An 18,458-nucleotide genomic window follows, 5' to 3' on the forward strand; every position below is an offset into this window, starting at 1 on the left:
TATATTTTCTCGAAATATAGACTCTTGTCACACTTATGTCGATCTTTAATGTAAGTAAATGTGTATTTGTGATTGATATTCAATGCATTTAGGTGGCTTTATAATGAGCGCTTTGTATCTGCGATTCTAAATATTGATCTTAGTTATGCTTCTGGCGAGTGTTTAGGTTTAATTTAGGATAAAGAAGGTGGGGATAATGCGGCAAGGAGATTACCTTACCGCGTTATTAAGTAACTTTATAGTTTAAAGAACGCTAATTGCTCTTTTTGTTGTTCAGCTAAACGAGATAGCTCGTTACTTGCACTTGCACTTTGACTAATGCCTGTCACGTTTTGGTTTACCAGTTCAGACATGTTTACTACATTACGGTTAATGTCTTGAGTTACTTGAGATTGCTCTTCAGCAGCTGTGGCAACTTGAGTGTTCATATCATTAATCGCAGTAATTGATTCCGTAATACTAACTAACGCGTCACTTGCTTTTGTTGTTAACTCTTTATTTAATTCAAGTTTATCAAGGCTTGCTTGCATACTATCATTAGCGAGACCTGACTGTTCTTGCAATGATTCAATAATGGTTTGTATTTCTTTTGTTGAATCTTGAGTTCGAGCAGCAAGTAAGCGAACCTCGTCAGCAACGACGGCAAAACCTCGGCCAGATTCACCAGCTCGAGCCGCTTCAATTGCGGCATTCAATGCTAATAAGTTAGTTTGATCCGAGACACCACGGATCACTTCAACGACGTTATTAATTTGCTCTGATTGTTCTTTTAAGCGATTAACAACGATAGCGGCATCGGTTAATGCATTCGCCATGTCTTCACTTGCTTGATTACTTTGAGTAAAAATATCAAGACCAGTTTGAGCTAGTTCACTTGTATCTCGAGCTGTTTTATCAGCAGATAATGCATTATCACTTACATTATCTGCTGTGCTTGATAGTTCATTTACCGCAGAGGCAACTTGTTCTATTTCACTGAGTTCTTTTTGTGAATTTGTTTCAGCTTCTGTCATAACTGCTGCTAATTCTGTTGATGCAGCTGCGACATCTTCACTAATGCGAAAAAGAGCTTCAACCGTTGTTTGTAGTTGAATCGCTGTCGTATTGATATCTTTACCTAATTCAGCAATTTCATTATCACCATTTACATCAGCACGGACAGTTAAATCTCCCGCAGCTAAACGACGTATGATTAATTGGATTTGTTTAACAGGAGTAACGATAAGGCCAGACAACCACCATGCACCAATCATTGAAATGAAAAATACGGCTAAAATAGCGAAACCAGCATTCAATTTAATTTGAGTGTTTTTCTCATAGCTTTCTTTCATGGCAGTGTCAGAAAACTTATTTACTTGTTGAGAAAGGTGGTTGATAGATTCAACCATGCTGTTACCAATATTTCGATATTGAGAGATCAACGTTTCATAATTATCTGTAACAGTAACGCCGCTTTCTTTCTTGTTTAAGAAATCAACAATCTTATGTGAAAATTGAACATATTCATTAATGTTTGAGCTAACTTGTTTTACTTCACTAGCAAATGTTTTTCTTGCCGCGATGTCATTAAGCAAGCCATCAATAATATTGGTTTTGTTTCTTAATTCGTTGGTAAAGTTATCTCGACGATTTACATCATAAATAGCATAAACAGCATTGATACGTAATGGATAAATAATATCATCTACTTTAGCTAATTGGTCTTTGTAAAAAACAAAAGAATGGGTATTACTTGCTATGGTATTTTGTTCTTTTTCTAAAGTCGAAGCGGTAAAACCGAGAGAGATAAATAAGGCCAAAGCAGTAAGAATGACAGGTAATAGGATTTGAATACGTATAGACGTATTTTTTAAAGAAAATTGCATTGAAGCCTCTTAAATTTGAGATTAACGTAAACAATATGGAGTTTATGTTATATTTTCTCAAATTTTAGACTTTTATCACAGTTTTGTCGATAAGTATTGTAACGGATTGTGGTTTTTTGTCTTTTAAATTTGATTTATCAGTTAAAAATTTGTTCTGAATTTGGATGTGCATCAGTGATATTAATTCTCAATCATTTCAATCTCATAGATTTCATCAGCGATATCTTGTGTTTTACGCTCGATAATTGTTTGAGCATCCGCTAAGCCTTGATTATAAAACACAGGGCCAGTTTGTTTGATAATAAAATCTAACAAAAACTCACCATCAAACTGACCTAATTCCATATCGAGTTCTTGTTCAAAATAGCCTTGAAATTTGTGAATTAATTCATCTCGTTTATTTTTTGGTATCGTAATGGTGGTCATTCTATGTCCTTAGCGGTTATGTTTTTTTTGAAGGTTATGAACGGCTTTATTGTACATTATCCACGCCATTATCCCTGCCATCGTATTACCCACTAATGCACCTATGAATACACCATGCAACCCAAACAAGGTTGAACCTAGCCATATCATCGGTAAGAAACAGGCAAAAAGTCGCAGTATAGAAATGGTTAACGCTCTCATTGAAACCCCAAGCGCATTACAAACAGACACCATCAACATACAGATACCCAAAGAACTGAGGCTGATCGGAACCCACATAAGATAGGCCTGAATAACGTTGATTACATTACTGTCAGTGCTTAATAGGTTTGCTAACGGCTTGGCTACTATGAATAACAAGATAGCAAGGCCGATCTGCCACGTTAATACAAACTTAGCGGCAATACGGATCAGCTTTTGAATATCATCGAACTGTTTAGCGCCTAGCATCTTTCCGACCATTGGTGGAATCGACATGGTTAACGCAAGTACAACAACAATAGCAAAAAATTCGATACGAGAAGCCATTGCCCAACCAGCAACCGCCGCTGCGCCAAATCCTGCAATGATTTTAGTCGCCATCATTGAAGAGAGTGGTGGCAATAATTGGCTCATCATCGCGGGTGACATAACAGCATTCAATTCTTTAATCGATTGAGCGATTGGCAGATCATGCCAAGAAAAAGAAATCCAATGACGTTTGAAAATAGAAGGAAGAATAATACAAAAGCCAATACTGAAAGAAAGGATCGTTGCCCACGCTGCGCCGTTTAACCCGAGATCAAAATGAAAAATAAAAATAGGGTCTAAAATCATGTTTAATATACTGGTGATTACCATCATTAAACCGGGTAACTTGGTGTCTCCGTTTGCTCTACACACACTGTAAGCAAAGTAAATCATAGCACCAGTCCAACAGCTTGCTAACCAAACCGGCCAGTAGCTATCAATAACGGGGAAAACATCGGCTTGTGCTCCCAGCAACGAGAGAATAGGCCCACGAGAAAACCAAATAACCAAGCACATAGTGAATACCATTACGGCACCCAGAATTATGACTAATCCGCCTAATTGTTTTGCTTTTTGAGGTTGTTGGGCGCCAAGAACTCGGGCAATAACGGCTGTCGTTGCTATGCCTAACCCAACTTGCAGGCCAATAATTACCATTTGTAATGGCATGGTAAAACCTTGAGCTGCAAGGGGTAAAATACCTAGTTGTCCAATGAAGGCACTGTCGACTAATTGAAAGCTCATTAAAGAAAGTACACCAAACATCATTGGCCATGTCATTTGAAAAAGCTGTTTTGAAAGAGAAGGGGTTGGCATGATTATGAGGTGCTCAGTAAGTATTGATTGGTCATTGTACTGATTATAGAGCAAGACACAAATTCAGAAAGAAGATAGTAGAAAAAAGCCCTTATTAGCGAATCGACTTCGGTTTAAATAAGGGCTAAGTTTATCTGTTATTTATAAAATCAAATACTTGGCAATAATGATTCAGGCATTAGTTGATTGTATGTAGCCTCTAGCAATAGGGCGTTTGCTTTGGCAATGTCTGGTGCGAAATAACGGTCTTTGTCATAAAAATCGACACGTTCACGCAGCATAGCTTTTGCTTGTTCTATTTTTTCTGAGCTTTTGTTTGGAGCTCTGAAATCTAACCCTTGAGCCGAAGCGAGCAGTTCGACGGCTAATATCCCGCGTGTATTTTCGGCCATATCCCCTAAACGACGGGCTGCAAAGGTTGCCATTGATACGTGATCTTCTTGGTTTGCAGACGTTGGTAAACTATCAACAGAAGCAGGGTGAGCAAGGCTTTTGTTTTCACTGGCTAATGCCGCTGCGGTGACTTGCGCGATCATGAAACCTGAGTTTACTCCGCCGTTATCCACTAAAAATGGCGGTAATTTACTTAACCCACTGTCAATGAGGAGTGCCATTCGACGTTCAGACAAACTGCCAATTTCTGCAATGGCTAACGCTAGATTATCCGCAGCCATTGCGACAGGCTCTGCATGAAAGTTACCGCCAGAGATAATGTCGCCATCTTCTGCAAAGACTAAAGGATTATCCGATACAGAGTTTGATTCTATCTCTAATGTATCGGCAGAGTTTCTGATCTGTTGTAAACACGCGCCCATCACTTGAGGCTGACAACGCAGTGAATAGGGATCTTGTACTCGTTCACAGCATTGATGTGATAAACCAATCTCACTATGTTGTGCTAATAAATGACGATAGCCTAATGCGGCGTCCATTTGACTACGATGCCCACCAACACGACCTTTGTTACGAGAAACGCCTTCGTCACACGCAAAGCCAATAAGGGTGATCCCATGGATAGATGAGTGAGTTAAAGGCGTTATTTTTTGATGCCAACGTAAACCGAACTCACCATCTTCGGAATCAACTCTGCCGTGCCAAACGGACATATCAATCGTATGACAATCAATGAACCCAGGTGTGACTAAAGCATTACCACAATCAATAACATCAGGATGACCGTGAAATATCTCGGGGCAAGAGTGGCCAACGTATTCAATTTTTCCATTTGTTACGCCTACCATTGCATCTTGGATAACTTGATAGCCAGCGTTTTGGTTAAACAGATCTGTCTTCATTGTGACTAGGTTAAGATTCGTAAAAATTCTATCCATGAGCATCTGCCTATGTAAATTAACGGATAAGTTAATATGTATATACAAATAGATAATCTTTTTTATTGGTTAAGACAAGGTAGAGTGTAATGGAGTTGTGATCAAAAGAGCAATTATTGACCATTAAATGTCCAGTTTTGAGAAGATACTACGCGTCAAAGAGGGGGGGGGGCATCTATCTAAAATAATTTAATAATATTTATACGGTGTAGGTAACGTTAAGCGGGTGAAAAGCAGAGCGGGTAGGAGTACACTCTCTGAAAATAAAGACAGAGCAGGTAACGACGTGCATTTATTAGATAGGCTGACGATTCGCCTTTTTCATGATGAAAGACAAAAACAATTCTCAGGTGATCACGCGAGAAGTTTAGGCTGGAATTCGACTGAGTCTCAGTTTTTACGTTTTAAAACGATAGCGAATGCATTGAGTTTTGAGAATAAGCGCGTACTTGATTTAGGTTGCGGCTATGGTGATCTTAAAACCTTCTTGGACATGAGTTGTCGTGTGAAGTCTTATGTTGGGATTGATCAACAATCAAGTTTTATTAAACAAGCCAAGAAACAGTTTGAGCAGCAAGGTAATTGTGAATTTATTAAAGGGGATTTTTCTTCTGGAAAATTACCTAATGCCGATATCGTAGTGGCGAGTGGATCGTTAAATTACCGTGCGAGAAACAAAACCTATCATGCTAAAGTTATCCGCGATATGTATGAAAAAGCGGAAGAGGCTGCCATTTTTAACTTGCTAGATAGTAAATACGTTAAGAATGGCCGATTATTAGAAGCTCATGATCCAGAACAAGTGCTTAATTACTGTTTAAGCCTCTGCCCAAACAGCCAGTTAATTAAAGATTATTCAGATGAAGATTTTACGATAGTTATGCGTAAAAAATTCTAGACAGTTAAGATGAAAAAATGGCTAATCAAAGGATTAGCCATTCTATAATTTTCAATTTAGAAATAATTATTTAAAATCTAATAATTCAACTTCAAAAATCAAAACTGAACCCGGCTGGATAGAGCCTGCAGAGCGATTACCATAAGCTAAGTTACTTGGGATAAAGAAACGCATCTTTTGGCCAACAACCATCAATTGAACACCTTCCGTCCAACCTTTGATTACTTGTCCTAAGCCAAATTCAATTGGCTCACCACGCTCTACTGAGCTATCAAATACATTACCGTCAATTGTTGTACCGTGGTAATGCACTTTTACTTTGCTTTTTGCTGTAGGGTGTTCAGTGCCCGTACCTTCTTCAAGTACTAAGTATTGAAGACCTGATGCCGTTGTCTGAACGCCTTCTTTAGTTGCATTTTCAGCTAAAAATGCATTCCCAAGTTCAATGTTTTCTTTTGCAGCTTTTGGGTTGTTTACAAAGTGTTGAAACAACATATAACCAAGAACGATAAATGCAATAGTGATGATGATTTTAGACACAATATTTCCTTATATAGACACCAACTGAGATAAGTAATAATGACTTATCTCTATTGATATTAGTTAATTACTTTTCTAGTAGGTAACGGATAGTTTCAGCGATTTTCTTAGGATCGTCATGACCACCAATTAACACGTTGTATTTGCCGTTAACTACAAAAGTTGGAACAGAACTGATACCTGATTGCTCAGAAAGCATTTTTGCATTATCTACTTTTTTGATCAGAATATCACGCTGCTCTTCATTAAATTCGTAAGGACTTGTTAGGCCTCGAGAGGTAAATGCTGTGGAGTATGCTTCTTGCTGTTGAGTCAGTGTGGTTCCGTCACCCATTTGTGTTGCTGCAAATAAGTCTTCCATAAACGCGTGGTCAGGTGTGCCTTCTACCTGCATTTCTGCAGCGTAGTAGAACATAGCAGCAACATGAGCAGATTGGTTAAACGTTATGTGCATTTTACTGATATCAGTGCCCGCTTCTTGGCTGATCACAGGTAAAAAGTTTTCCATGTTACGGCAGTGGCCACAAGATAGGGCAAAAACTTCAGTTACTGGTGCAATTGAATCTGTAGGTAATGTGGTAGAAAGCACTTCATATTGAACGCCTTCTTTTGGTTCGTTAGTATCGCCACATGCTGTTAAAAAAAGAGCTGAAGAAAGAACAAGTAACAATGGTTTGATAATGGATTTCATGTGAATTCTCATAGGTTATTATTTCGAGTGAAAATAGCATGATTTTAAAAAAGTAGAAATAAAATAGGACAACAATTGTTGTCCTATTTAGTAAAACTATGTAAAGAAATTACGATGTTATACTTTACGCACTTGGATGATCATGCCCATTAGTGGGTGATCAATATAGTGAGTTTCACCACTGCGCATTTTACGTCTTTCTTCCATGCGGTAAGATTTTAAAAACTCTTTAATTTCAGTTTCCGGAGTTACGTCTTCTAAATGGCCTAACTGAACATCCGCATTTGGATCTTCAATTGCTGTCGATTCAGTAGACAGTTCTGCGGTTTCCGTGGTTGTTACTTCGTCAGAAGAAGTAGAGGTTGTTTCTGTAATAACGTCTTTTTCTTCTTTTGGTGTGCTGACGATAAATTCGTGTTGACCAGGAACTTTAAGATCTAAAATCGTATTTACGTATAGGTAATGTTGAACGTAAACTTGCATTGTTCCATCTAACTCAAGAAGAGGGCCAGAAGATGGTGTTGCTACTGTTGTATCTGCCTCAAGAGTTTCTGAGCCTTCAATAAGCGCAGGTTTTGGTGCGTCTAAAGGAACCAGTGATAAATCAGCGTTTGCATCTTCAATAGTTCGACCATCAGCAACAAAACGATCAGAGAAATCTTGTCCTGCTTGAATATGGAAAATAGGAGAACGAGATGAGCCTGAATCACCTTGTCGCCAAGCAACATGTACTAACGGCTTAAATCCAGCGTGATTTTGCAGTTTAGTATAAGCTTCATTTAACTTGTAGTAGCCAGAAGGAAGTAGTGATGCACCATTACTGTTCATCATCTTTTTATCGCGATATGAGAACGCACGATCTAAATTGATTGGCGCAAGAATGTCAGGCCAAGATTCTTGATAAGAAGATGGCTCTACATTGCGTTTAAAAATGATGACTTCGACGTCAAATTGACGAGCAAAAGAAGGCCAGCTTGCCAGTAAAATTAACGCATAAATTATTTTTTTCATTCAAACTCCAGTGAAATGGTTCTTTAAAGTCTTGGTTGTCCATAATCAAGACCAAAAATTAGTATTTTCTTATTATTTAAATCTAATAGTTAGATTCTATTTTCGTAAAACAATTTGAGCAAGTCCATTACGTATTTAATTCGCACTTGTCTCTCAGTTAAGTCTTTTATAAATTTAACCTTGGTTGGGCCATCTAGCGCAAAACCGGTTGGATCTTTTTGCAATAATGACACAAGGAACATAGGGTTTATGTCAGCGGTAGGTTCAAATTCAATATAACCACCATTACCATGTGCTTCTAATTTCTTCACTTTTAATGACGCAGCAAGCATTTTAACTTCTGAACTAACCAGTAGAGTTTGAGTTGCTTCTGGTAATGATCCAAAGCGATCGATAATTTCTACTTTAAGTTCATCTAATTCACCATTGCTTGTCACACTCGCAATTCGCTTATATAAAGATAAACGCGTGTTTACATCCGGAATGTAATCTTCTGGAATTAATGCAGGCAAGCGCAGTTCTACTTCTGTTTGCTCACGTAATAGGTCATCAAGTGAAGGCTCTCTGCCTTCTTTTAATGCTTCTACCGCTTGCTCTAGCATTTCCATGTAAAGGGTAAAACCGACAGATTGTATCTGACCACTTTGACCATCACCCAGTAATTCACCAGCGCCACGAATTTCTAAATCGTGTGTTGCTAGAGTAAAACCGGCCCCTAAATCTTCAAGAGATGCGATAGCATCTAAACGTTTAACGGCATCCTTACTAATAGATTTTGGGTGTGGGGTTAATAAATACGCATAAGCTTGATGGTGTGAGCGACCTACACGACCACGTAATTGGTGTAGTTGTGCTAAACCGAGCTTATCGGCGCGATCCATGATAATGGTGTTGGCAGTTGGAACATCAATACCGGTTTCAATAATCGTTGTACAAACTAGAACATTGAACCGCTGATGATAAAAATCACCCATGATGCGTTCTAATTCACGTTCGCGCATTTGACCATGAGCTAAGGTAACTCGAGCCTCAGGGATCAGTTTTTCAATCTCTTCAGCGGCGTTCTGAATCGTTTCTACATTGTTATGCAGAACATACACTTGACCACCACGTTTGATCTCACGAAGAATCGCTTCTTTGATCACGTCATCCGCTTTTTCACGCACAAAGGTTTTAATTGCTAATCGACGAGCCGGTGGTGTGGCGATGATGGATAAATCACGCATTCCACTCATTGCCATATTCAACGTTCTTGGAATTGGCGTTGCCGTTAACGTTAGAATATCAACGTCCGAGCGCATCGCTTTGACTTTTTCTTTTTGACGCACACCAAAGCGGTGCTCTTCATCTACAACCAGTAAGCCAAGATCTTGAAACTTGATACTGTCTTGCAGTAATTTGTGTGTGCCGATTAGGATATCCACTTTCCCTTCCGCAGTGGCAGCTAATATTTCTTTTTGCTCTTTGGCTGATTTAAAGCGAGACAAAACTTCCACTCGAATTGGGAAGTTAGCAAAACGATCTCGGAAATTCTCAAAATGCTGCTGCGCAAGTAGAGTGGTAGGAACTAATACTGCCACTTGTTTTTCGTTGTGTGTTGCTAAGAATGCTGCACGCATTGCCACTTCTGTTTTGCCAAAACCAACGTCACCACACACGAGGCGATCCATTGCTTTGGCTTGGCACATATCAGATAATACATCGTTAATGGCTATTTCTTGGTCGTGTGTTTCTTCAAACGGGAAGCTTGATCTGAAATCAGCGTAAGCATTACGATCTTGCTTAAAGGCAAAACCAGGTTTAATGGCGCGCTTTGCGTAGACATCAAGTAATTCAGCGGCCACGTCGCGCACTTTTTCAGCCGCTTTACGACGGGCTTTACTCCACGTTTCACTGCCTAATTTACTGATTGGTGCTGAATCGTCTGCGCCCGCAGAGTATCGGCTAATGAGATTTAAAGAAGAGACAGGAACATACAGCTTAGTTTCGTTTAGGTATTCTAACATCATGTATTCCGCTGGCATATCGCCAACGTCTAATGTTTGAAGCCCCATGTAACGACCAATACCGTGATCGATATGAACGACTGGCTGTCCAATTTTCAGTTCAGCTAAGTTACGGATTAGTGTATTGCTGTTTATTGATTTGTTATCACCACGACGGCGACGTTGAATTACTCGCTCACCCAGTAAGTCACTTTCACAAATAAAAGCAACGCATGGGTTTTGAAGAATAAAGCCGTGTTCAGCCGAGCCAATAACTAAAGTTGCTTTATTTTTGTGCGTAACCGCGTCAGTCATTGAATTACAAATAGCTGGCTTTAACTTAATACGAGCTAGTAATTCAAGTAACGCTTCACGGCGACCTTCAGATTCAACAGAGAAGATAACCTGACCACTGAATTTCTCATAGAATTGACGAAATTGAGCGAAGGGTTCTTTATTTTGGTGCTGAATTGCAATCTCTGGTAATTCTAATAAATCAGGATTAAATCGACCTGCTTTTTCTATTTCGGCTTCTTTAGATAACTTAACTCGTGGGTATTGTTTGAATAAACCAAACATATCCGTCGTTTGAAGCCACAGCTCATTTACTGGAAGAAGAGGGCGTAATGGATCCACTCGACGTTGATCATAGCGGTATTCAGCATCGGCTAAGAAATCATTGGCTGCTTTTTCTATATCACCAATAGTAACCAGTAATGTGTTATCTGGCAGGTAATCAAACAAAGTTTCCGTTTCATCAAAGAACAGCGGTTGCCAATATTCGATACCCGCAGGCCAAGCGCCTTTGCTGATCTGTTGATAAACCGACTCTGGCTCACGACGTGCATCAAAGCGTTGGCGCCAGCGAATACGGAAATCTTCAATCGCTACATCATCGGTTGGAAACTCATGCGCAGGCAGTAGGTTGATTGATTTTACTTCTTCAATAGTACGTTGGTTATCAGGGTCAAATTGACGAATGGTGTCAATTTCATCATCAAAAAAGTCGATACGATACGGGTGTGCATTACCCATAGGGAATAAATCAAGAATAGAACCTCGGCTTGCGTATTCACCGTGACTCATTACTTGGTCAACGTGTAAATAACCGGATTTTTCTAGCTGTAATTTTAGCTTATCAAACGATAGGTGATCACCGACGTTTACAACTAATGCGTGCTTGTGTAAGAAAGATTGCGGTGATTGACGTTGCAATAAGGTACTAACAGGAACGATTAGCGTGCCATCTTTTTGCTGAGGCAAATGATATAGGCGTGATAAACGGTCAGAAATGATGTCCTGATGCGGAGAAAAACTGTCGTAAGGAAGGGTTTCCCAATCAGGAAAAACCTCTACTGAATGTTGGCTAAATTGGTTAATTTCATTTTGTAAACGAAACGCCAATTGCGGCTCAGTAACCGCAACCACGACAGGACCAGTGTGTTGTTGCTCAATCTCTGCAATTGCAAGTGCTAGAGAAGAACCCGTTAAGTTACCAACAGAACGAGTGTCGTTCGCTTTTGTCGGTAATGTTAATGACAGTAAGTTTTTTATAGGCATCAGGATATTCAGTTATTAGGTTAAGTTTCGTTCTAGGGCGCGAAGTTTTAGCACTTTTTGTTGCTGGAACAGCGCGGCTTTGATCAGTAAATCTTGGTCAATATCACGAAGGAGATCATAACTCATCTCAATCGTATACCCAGTATCAGTCTGAGTACATTGTGTTACTTGAGCATAGCAATAAATTGCAGAAGGTGGATGCTCAAGGAACAGTTTTACTTTGGCTTTTTGAGTAAGAGTTAACGCGACCTTACTTTCGTAGGTGAACTTACTTGCTCCAAATGAGACTGTTTTATGACGATAAGTTTTATTATCTTGTTGAATTAACAGATAAGAGAGCAATAAATTGAGTTTTTGATTTTGATTATTAAGGTAATTAGCTAAACGTTTACCGTCATCTAATTTTAAGAAAGAAAGTTCGTTTTCAGAAACATCATCGAGTGAGCTACATTCTTGGGCAACTCGAAATGGTGCAGGGATCTCACGTTCAAACGTTACTGTATCAGGTAGTGTCGTGTCTAAAGCAAGAGGCTCAACATTGATGGTTAAATCGTAATGAACTGAAAAGTATTCATCATGTGACATAAGTGTCCCTTTATTTATTATTATTCTCTGATTATGGCGAAGTCACTGGGTATCAGCAAGTGTTTAATATGTAACTTTGAGTAAGAGTAGAGTAAAAAAAGGAATAAATACCAGTATTTTACGTGATAGAATGAAAACATTGTTATAGCTTGTAATAAGCGTGATTGAGAGAGTTTATGTTTCATCCAGTATCAGTGTTTATAGGATTGCGATACTTAAGAGGGCGTTCGGGCGATAGATTCAGCCGTTTTATCTCTTATATGTCTACAGCAGGTATCACCATTGGAGTGTTGTCTTTAGTGACGGTGTTATCTGTAATGAATGGTTTTGAAGCACAACTAAAAGATCGTATTTTAGGGGTATTACCACAAGCGGTGATTTCAAGTGCTGATGATCAAATCACACCATCAGATGATGAAAGAAATTACGTCGCAAGTTTACCTCATGTCACTCAAGTTACCCCGGTTGTTCGTGGCGAAGCTATCATACAAAGTGCTCAAGGTTTAAGTGCAGGAATACTCGTCGGGATTGACCCTAATGAATATGATCCTATTGCTTATGAATTAGTTTCAGGTAATGTGCGCCAGCTTAAAGCCGGTGAATATGGCATTTTCTTAGGTTCAAAATTAGCGCGTGAGTTGAATGTTAGGTATGGTGACACTGTGCGTATTATGGTGACCAATGCCAGCCAATATACACCATTAGGGCGTATTCCAAGTCAACGTAATTTTAAAATTGTTGGTGTATTTAATACAGGTTCTGATGTTGATGGCCAGTTAATGGTGGCGAACATTCAAGATACCGCTCGATTGATGAAGCTAAAAAAAGGCAATATTACAGGGTGGCGCTTATTTTTTGACGACCCGTTCCAGGTGACTGAATTAGCAAAGCTGCCTTTAGAAAATGATATGACATGGAGTGATTGGCGTGATCAGCGCGGTGAATTATTCCAAGCGGTAAAAATGGAAAAAAATATGATGGGCCTAATGCTTGGTCTGATTGTTGCCATTGCTGCATTTAACATTATCTCTGCACTTATTATGGTGGTGATGGAGAAGCAAGCTGAAGTCGCGATATTAAAAACACAAGGTATGACAAGTAATCAAGTACTTTCTATTTTTATGGTGCAAGGTGCAAGTAGTGGGGTGATTGGGTCGCTTGTCGGGGGGGCGTTAGGTGTACTGTTTGCCAGTAATATTAACGTTATTCTTTCTACATTTGGTCTGTCTCTATTTACCGTTGGTGGCTCTTTACCTGCACAGGTTGAACCGTTGCAAGTTTGTGTAGTGATTATTCTAGCAATTTTATTAAGTTTATTAGCGACTGTATTTCCATCTTATCGAGCGGCAGTCGTACAACCAGCAGAGGCATTAAGATATGAGTAAGCCATTATTAGTTTGTCAGGGTATTCATAAGGTTTACCAAGAAGGAACAATGGAAACTGAAGTGCTAAAAGGGGTTGATTTTCAGATTAATGAGAGCGAATTGGTGGCGATTGTTGGGTCATCAGGCTCTGGTAAAAGTACGCTACTACATATTCTTGGCGCTCTTGATGAACCAACTGGCGGTACCGTTCGCTTTCAAGAGCATGAATTGACTAAACTCAGTGCTAATAAACAAGCTAAGATCCGTAATCAACACATTGGTTTTGTATACCAATTCCACCACCTTCTTTCTGATTTTAGTGCGTTAGAAAATGTCGCAATGCCGTTACTTATCGGCGGGGTCAATAAGAAAGAAGCGGCGAGAAGAGCGACAGAGTTGCTTGAGAAAGTCGGACTTGCTCATCGGATTGAACACCGTCCTTCTGAACTGTCAGGTGGTGAGCGTCAACGTGTGGCGATTGCACGTGCGTTAGTCAACAAGCCTGCTTTAGTTCTTGCTGATGAACCAACAGGTAACTTGGATCATAAAACAGCATTAGATATTTATAATTTAATGCGAGAATTGAACCAAGAATCAGGCACTGCCTTTTTAGTTGTTACGCATGATAATGAATTAGCTGGAAAATTAGATAAACAGTTAAGTATGCAAGATGGTCGATTTATTACAGAAACGATTCGCTCAAACAGTAATCAAGAGCAGGAGGCGTAATGTTTTCACCGCTTTCTCTTTATATTGGTAGTCGTTTCGCTCGTGCAAAGCAGCGTAATAAAATGGTGTCGTTCATTTCTATCTCATCAACCCTTGGTATCGCTATCGGTGTTGCCGTTATTATCATCGGCCTTTCTGCGATGAATGGTTTTGAACGAGAGTTACAAAATCGTGTATTGTCTGTTATTCCTCATGCAGAGCTTGAAGGCGTCAAACGACCAATTGATGATTGGCAAACTATGATGAGCCAAGCCAAACAACACCCTAAAGTAACGGGTGCTGCACCTTATGTTCGGTTTACGGCGTTATTAGAAAGAGGCAGTAAACTAAAAGCGGTTGAAGTTAGAGGGGTTGAGCCTTTATTAGAAGCTTCGGTGTCTAAGTTACCTCAATTCATAGATAAAGACGCTTGGGAAAAATTTGAAGCGGATCACCAAAGTGTGATTTTAGGTAAAGGTGTAGCTGATACTTTAAATGTTAAGGTTGGCGATTGGATCACGGCGATGATCCCGGATGAAAATAGCGATAAGCAGCTGCGTTCACCAAAGAGGCAACGACTGCAAGTGGTGGGTTTACTCTCATTGGGTGGGCAAGTTGATCATGGTTTAGCGATTGTTCCTCTAAAAGATGCACAGCAATATATCAATTTAGGTGACAGCGTCACTGGTGTGTCACTGCAAGTGAGCAGCGTTCTTAATGCTCAAGATATTGTTAGAGAAGTCGGTGGAACACTAACTGAATATGTTTACTTGCGCAGTTGGATTCAAAAGTATGGCTATCTATACCGAGACATTCAATTAGTACGTTCTATTATGTACCTTGTCATGGTTTTAGTGATTGGAGTTGCCTGTTTTAATATTGTGTCTACGTTAATGATGGCAGTAAAAGATCGCTCTGGAGACATTGCTATATTAAGAACCATGGGCGCGAATGATGGGTTAATTAAACGTATCTTCGTATGCCAAGGGATCTTCTCGGGAGTAACAGGCAGCTTAGCGGGTTCAGCTCTTGGTTCATTTGTGGCATTAAATTTAACGCCCATGATTAAGGGGATAGAGTCACTAATAGGGCACCAGTTTTTATCCGGTGATATCTATTTTGTTGACTTTTTACCATCAGAATTAGTGTGGAGTGATGTAGCTATCGTAACGGGAACGGCCATTATTTTAAGTGCCATTGCGACATGGTATCCAGCCAGAAGAGCAAGTCGATTGCATCCCGCAGAGGTATTAAGCGCCAAGTAACGATCACTTAAATGGTGGTATTGTTAATTGTATTTGTGCGTAACTAGAGACCGTTTAATTATTATTCAGACTGTTTTGTTTGAAAATTAATTAAATGGTTTTTTTTTTGTGTTAAAGAAAAATACTTCACTATACTTATTAAATAATTACAAGTATCTGTATTTTGTTGGAGGAGAGCACTGAGGTTTGTAATCGTATAAATATTTTATGGAGTTATTGTATGGAGATAGAAAAAAATAACCATATATCAGCGTATGCCATTGGTAATGATATTCCTATTACGAGTAATGAACTGACGCTAATATATATTAATAACTTAGAAGAATTAACATTATTAACCCCATCAATTCTTATACTTTGCTTAAATCCAAAGCAGCAAAACCAGATACTTAAGACATTGCATTCTGATTATTCAGTTTGGAATTGTACCATCTATGTTCTACAAGAAAGTACCTTGAGCCCGTATTTATCTGATGGCGTCTTTGAACCTTCCAATCTTGATGAACAATGGCAACGGCATTTACATAAACTGACCCTTGTTAAAGAAGCCCCCATTGATAAATTACTCGCTTGGTTATGGCTTGGGGCTGATCGTAAACTATTGCCTTTATGTCAAAGTGAACGAACTGATCTGTATTTTTATCCTTTATTAGCGTGTTATTTTGGTGACGATTATGAACCTTACCATTATTTACAATTAGAAGAAAAAAGAGGGTATTTAGAAAAAGAAAAAACCATAGATAAAATTAGACTATGTACTTTTTGTCATAGTGGGCATTTAAACTATATTGAAACTTGTCCTGATTGTAAAAGTACTAATATTGAGGAGTCGACATCATTACATTGTTTTACTTGCGGGAAAGTTGATAGAGAAGAGCACTTCTTAAAGCAAAGTATATTAGCGTGTCCTAATTGTTTTACTCAATTACGTCATATTGGCGTTGATTATGATAGGCCATTAGAACTCTATAAATGTGGGGATTGCCAACTCGCCTTCTCCGAATCTCTTGTTCGAGCTCGTTGTCTATCGTGTTTTACTATTAATGAAGTGAATAACCTTATTGCTCGTCCTATCAGTCAGTTTAAGGTCGGCGAGCAAGTTAAAGATCTTATGCTTTATGGGGGAAGACCCGTTGAACAAGCGCTTACGTTAAATAGCTTAATCGATAAAAACTCATTTCATAATTTATTGGTATGGGTTAATAAACTTGCGATAAGACATAAGCAAAGCCATCTTTTAGTTGGAGTTAAACTGTCAGGCGTTGATGATTTCTCTCAGACATTTGGTGAAGTTAAACGTTTACAACTTATTGCTGAGATATCCAACCATTTTAATGGTTTATTAAGAGATACCGATATTTGTTGTCAGTACAGTTCTGAATTAATGTTGCTTTTAATGCCGATAACGCCGATTGACTCTATTGGTATTATTGAGAAAAAAATCGCTGATATTTCAGCGGACATTGAATCGGATTTAATTACATTACATATTTATGCTTGGTCACTTCCTGCTAAGTCATTAACTCATAGTGCATTGACTTGGTTAAATGGTGTATTGGATGGGGTTGACGATGAGTGAGTTCCAGCATGTACTAACCTTAATTTTAGGGACATTAACTAATTATTGGGAGCTTATTGCTACCTTTTTACCTATTATGTTGATTGTGGAAGTACCACTGTTGTTGTTTGTCTTTATTGGTGTTTTACATTGGTCATGGAAAGACAATCAGATAACAGAGACGACTTACCCTCCTATAAGCTTCATTATCACCTGTTATTCTGAAGGCCATGGAATTGAAAAAACAATCAATACCTTACTTGAGCAAATATATCCGAGTCCAATAGAAATACTGATTGTTATTGATGGTGCTAAACAAAATAAATACACCTATGCCTCAGCGATGAAATATGTAGCCAATTCAAAGCAAAAGTCATTATCTCGAAGAAATAAAACAGTCAGATTATTACCAAAATGGCAGAGAGGAGGAAGAGTATCGACATTAAATACAGGGTTATCAGAGGCAAGATATAATCTTATTATTAATGTTGATGGTGATACATCTTTTGATAATGATATGGCACTTAAAATGGCCAAATCTTTCCACTCTCAAGATGTAATCGCATGTGGTGGAGCATTAAGGGTTAGAAATCATAACGATAGTTTCTGGACTAAAATGCAGGCACTAGAGTACATGATGTCAATGCAAACCAGTAAAACAGGAATGGCAACATGGGGTTTACTTAATAATATATCAGGTGCGTTTGGTGCGTTTAGAAAGCCAATATTAAAACAGGTGGGTGGTTGGGATACTCACACCGCAGAAGATTTAGATTTGACGATGAGATTAAAGCAATATAAAAAACGGTACCCAAATCTTGAGTTGAATTTTTCACCGCGCGCAATAGGGCATACCGATGTCCCTGATACTTTTAAAACATTAATAGATCAGCGACTACGTTGGGATGGGGATCTTCTGTTTCTTTATTTAAGAAAACATAAGCAAGGGTTGAATCCTAAGCTCTTGGGTTGGCCAAGTTTTTTATATCTACTCTGCTACGGGGTTCTTCAAGCGGTACTTTTCCCGATTCTAATTACGTTATTTAATATCTATTTATTTCTTTTTTATCCCACCACTGTTGTCTTAGCAGTGTTGAGTTGTTTATATGTTGTCTATTTGGTTTTTGTAATAACCACATTTTTGGTTTATATGTTTCTAATTTCAGAACGGATAAAAGAAGACCGTGAAATGATTTTATGGTTATTTATTTATCCTTTTTATGCCTTATTTATGCGAGTGGTAACCGCATTTTCAATGATAAATGAAGTCGTTAGGCGAAGTCATGAAGAATCTAGCATGGCTCCATGGTGGGTACTTAAACGCGGAAAAAGGTTTTAGTGATT

Annotated in this window: 14 protein-coding genes and 1 pseudogene; 6 read left to right on the plus strand and 9 right to left on the minus strand. The window is 38.8% G+C overall.

Translation table 11 applies throughout. From position 1 onward, the window contains the following. Positions 1–236: 236 nt before the first annotated feature. From A6E03_RS00045 to A6E03_RS00060, 4 genes and pseudogenes are all read right to left on the minus strand, one after another. Positions 237–1,865: a methyl-accepting chemotaxis protein gene (locus tag A6E03_RS00045; protein ID WP_065599913.1), complete on the minus strand. Its 1,629-nt coding sequence runs from the start codon at positions 1,863–1,865 to the stop codon at positions 237–239. 180 nt (positions 1,866–2,045) lie between these two features. Then, complete coding sequence (locus tag A6E03_RS00050) at positions 2,046–2,291, minus strand: DUF2164 domain-containing protein (RefSeq protein WP_065593185.1); 246 nt, start codon at positions 2,289–2,291, stop codon at positions 2,046–2,048. A gap of 9 nt (positions 2,292–2,300) precedes the next feature. After that, positions 2,301–3,617, minus strand: coding sequence for an MATE family efflux transporter (locus A6E03_RS00055; protein WP_065599914.1), 1,317 nt, complete (start codon positions 3,615–3,617; stop codon positions 2,301–2,303). Positions 3,618–3,766: 149 nt separating this feature from the next. Further along, a pseudogene (locus tag A6E03_RS00060) lies at positions 3,767–4,573 on the minus strand (aromatic amino acid lyase); the annotation flags it as partial. 601 nt (positions 4,574–5,174) lie between these two features. Between A6E03_RS00060 and A6E03_RS00065 the strand changes: the two are divergent. Next, complete coding sequence (locus A6E03_RS00065; protein WP_083201823.1) at positions 5,175–5,846, plus strand: class I SAM-dependent methyltransferase; 672 nt, start codon at positions 5,175–5,177, stop codon at positions 5,844–5,846. Between the two features lie 66 nt (positions 5,847–5,912). Here A6E03_RS00065 and A6E03_RS00070 read toward each other — a convergent pair whose 3' ends face one another. The 5 genes from A6E03_RS00070 to A6E03_RS00090 form a co-directional block, all read right to left on the minus strand. Further along, a complete protein-coding gene (locus tag A6E03_RS00070; protein WP_065593182.1) occupies positions 5,913–6,386 on the minus strand; it encodes an FKBP-type peptidyl-prolyl cis-trans isomerase in 474 nt (157 codons plus the stop codon). A gap of 67 nt (positions 6,387–6,453) precedes the next feature. Next, a complete protein-coding gene (locus tag A6E03_RS00075; protein WP_065593181.1) occupies positions 6,454–7,077 on the minus strand; it encodes a thiol:disulfide interchange protein DsbA/DsbL in 624 nt (207 codons plus the stop codon). A gap of 117 nt (positions 7,078–7,194) precedes the next feature. After that, the gene (locus A6E03_RS00080) at positions 7,195–8,088 is read right to left on the minus strand and encodes a peptidoglycan binding protein CsiV (protein ID WP_065593180.1); all 894 of its coding nucleotides are present in this window, start codon (positions 8,086–8,088) and stop codon (positions 7,195–7,197) included. Between the two features lie 89 nt (positions 8,089–8,177). Continuing rightward, the gene (gene mfd / locus A6E03_RS00085; RefSeq protein ID WP_065599916.1) at positions 8,178–11,633 is read right to left on the minus strand and encodes a transcription-repair coupling factor; all 3,456 of its coding nucleotides are present in this window, start codon (positions 11,631–11,633) and stop codon (positions 8,178–8,180) included. Between the two features lie 15 nt (positions 11,634–11,648). Next, positions 11,649–12,218: a hypothetical protein gene (locus A6E03_RS00090; protein ID WP_065593178.1), complete on the minus strand. Its 570-nt coding sequence runs from the start codon at positions 12,216–12,218 to the stop codon at positions 11,649–11,651. Positions 12,219–12,394: 176 nt separating this feature from the next. Between A6E03_RS00090 and lolC the strand changes: the two genes are divergently transcribed. The 5 genes from lolC (at position 12,395) to A6E03_RS00115 (ending at position 18,453) form a co-directional block, all read left to right on the plus strand. Then, positions 12,395–13,603, plus strand: a complete 1,209-nt coding sequence (gene lolC, locus A6E03_RS00095) for a lipoprotein-releasing ABC transporter permease subunit LolC (RefSeq protein WP_065593177.1) — start codon at positions 12,395–12,397, stop codon at positions 13,601–13,603. Then, complete coding sequence (gene lolD, locus A6E03_RS00100; protein WP_065593176.1) at positions 13,596–14,312, plus strand: lipoprotein-releasing ABC transporter ATP-binding protein LolD; 717 nt, start codon at positions 13,596–13,598, stop codon at positions 14,310–14,312. The genes lolC and lolD overlap by 8 nt, the downstream gene beginning before the upstream one ends. Next, the gene (gene lolE, locus A6E03_RS00105) at positions 14,312–15,556 is read left to right on the plus strand and encodes a lipoprotein-releasing ABC transporter permease subunit LolE (protein WP_065599917.1); all 1,245 of its coding nucleotides are present in this window, start codon (positions 14,312–14,314) and stop codon (positions 15,554–15,556) included. Before lolD ends, lolE begins: the two co-directional genes overlap by 1 nt. 220 nt (positions 15,557–15,776) lie before the next feature. Then, positions 15,777–17,135 carry a hypothetical protein gene (locus tag A6E03_RS00110; RefSeq protein WP_065593174.1) on the plus strand — a complete coding sequence of 453 codons (1,359 nt, stop codon included), beginning with the start codon at positions 15,777–15,779 and terminating at the stop codon, positions 17,133–17,135. Next, entirely contained in the window at positions 17,128–18,453 is a 1,326-nt protein-coding gene (locus A6E03_RS00115; protein ID WP_065599918.1) for a glycosyltransferase, read from the plus strand. The genes A6E03_RS00110 and A6E03_RS00115 overlap by 8 nt, the downstream gene beginning before the upstream one ends. The last annotated feature ends 5 nt before the right edge of the window (positions 18,454–18,458 follow it).

Source organism: Aliivibrio sp. 1S128, assembly GCF_001691065.1.
Taxonomy (GTDB): domain Bacteria; phylum Pseudomonadota; class Gammaproteobacteria; order Enterobacterales; family Vibrionaceae; genus Aliivibrio.

Coding starts and splice junctions, on each gene's coding strand:
- A6E03_RS00115 (WP_065599918.1), top strand. CDS start 17,128: ATGAGTGAGTTCCAGCATGTACTAACCTTAATTTTAGGGACATTAACT.
- mfd (WP_065599916.1), bottom strand. CDS start 11,633: ATGCCTATAAAAAACTTACTGTCATTAACATTACCGACAAAAGCGAAC.
- A6E03_RS00090 (WP_065593178.1), bottom strand. CDS start 12,218: ATGTCACATGATGAATACTTTTCAGTTCATTACGATTTAACCATCAAT.
- lolC (WP_065593177.1), top strand. CDS start 12,395: ATGTTTCATCCAGTATCAGTGTTTATAGGATTGCGATACTTAAGAGGG.
- A6E03_RS00050 (WP_065593185.1), bottom strand. CDS start 2,291: ATGACCACCATTACGATACCAAAAAATAAACGAGATGAATTAATTCAC.
- A6E03_RS00045 (WP_065599913.1), bottom strand. CDS start 1,865: ATGCAATTTTCTTTAAAAAATACGTCTATACGTATTCAAATCCTATTA.
- lolE (WP_065599917.1), top strand. CDS start 14,312: ATGTTTTCACCGCTTTCTCTTTATATTGGTAGTCGTTTCGCTCGTGCA.
- A6E03_RS00075 (WP_065593181.1), bottom strand. CDS start 7,077: ATGAAATCCATTATCAAACCATTGTTACTTGTTCTTTCTTCAGCTCTT.
- A6E03_RS00055 (WP_065599914.1), bottom strand. CDS start 3,617: ATGCCAACCCCTTCTCTTTCAAAACAGCTTTTTCAAATGACATGGCCA.
- A6E03_RS00110 (WP_065593174.1), top strand. CDS start 15,777: ATGGAGATAGAAAAAAATAACCATATATCAGCGTATGCCATTGGTAAT.
- A6E03_RS00080 (WP_065593180.1), bottom strand. CDS start 8,088: ATGAAAAAAATAATTTATGCGTTAATTTTACTGGCAAGCTGGCCTTCT.
- lolD (WP_065593176.1), top strand. CDS start 13,596: ATGAGTAAGCCATTATTAGTTTGTCAGGGTATTCATAAGGTTTACCAA.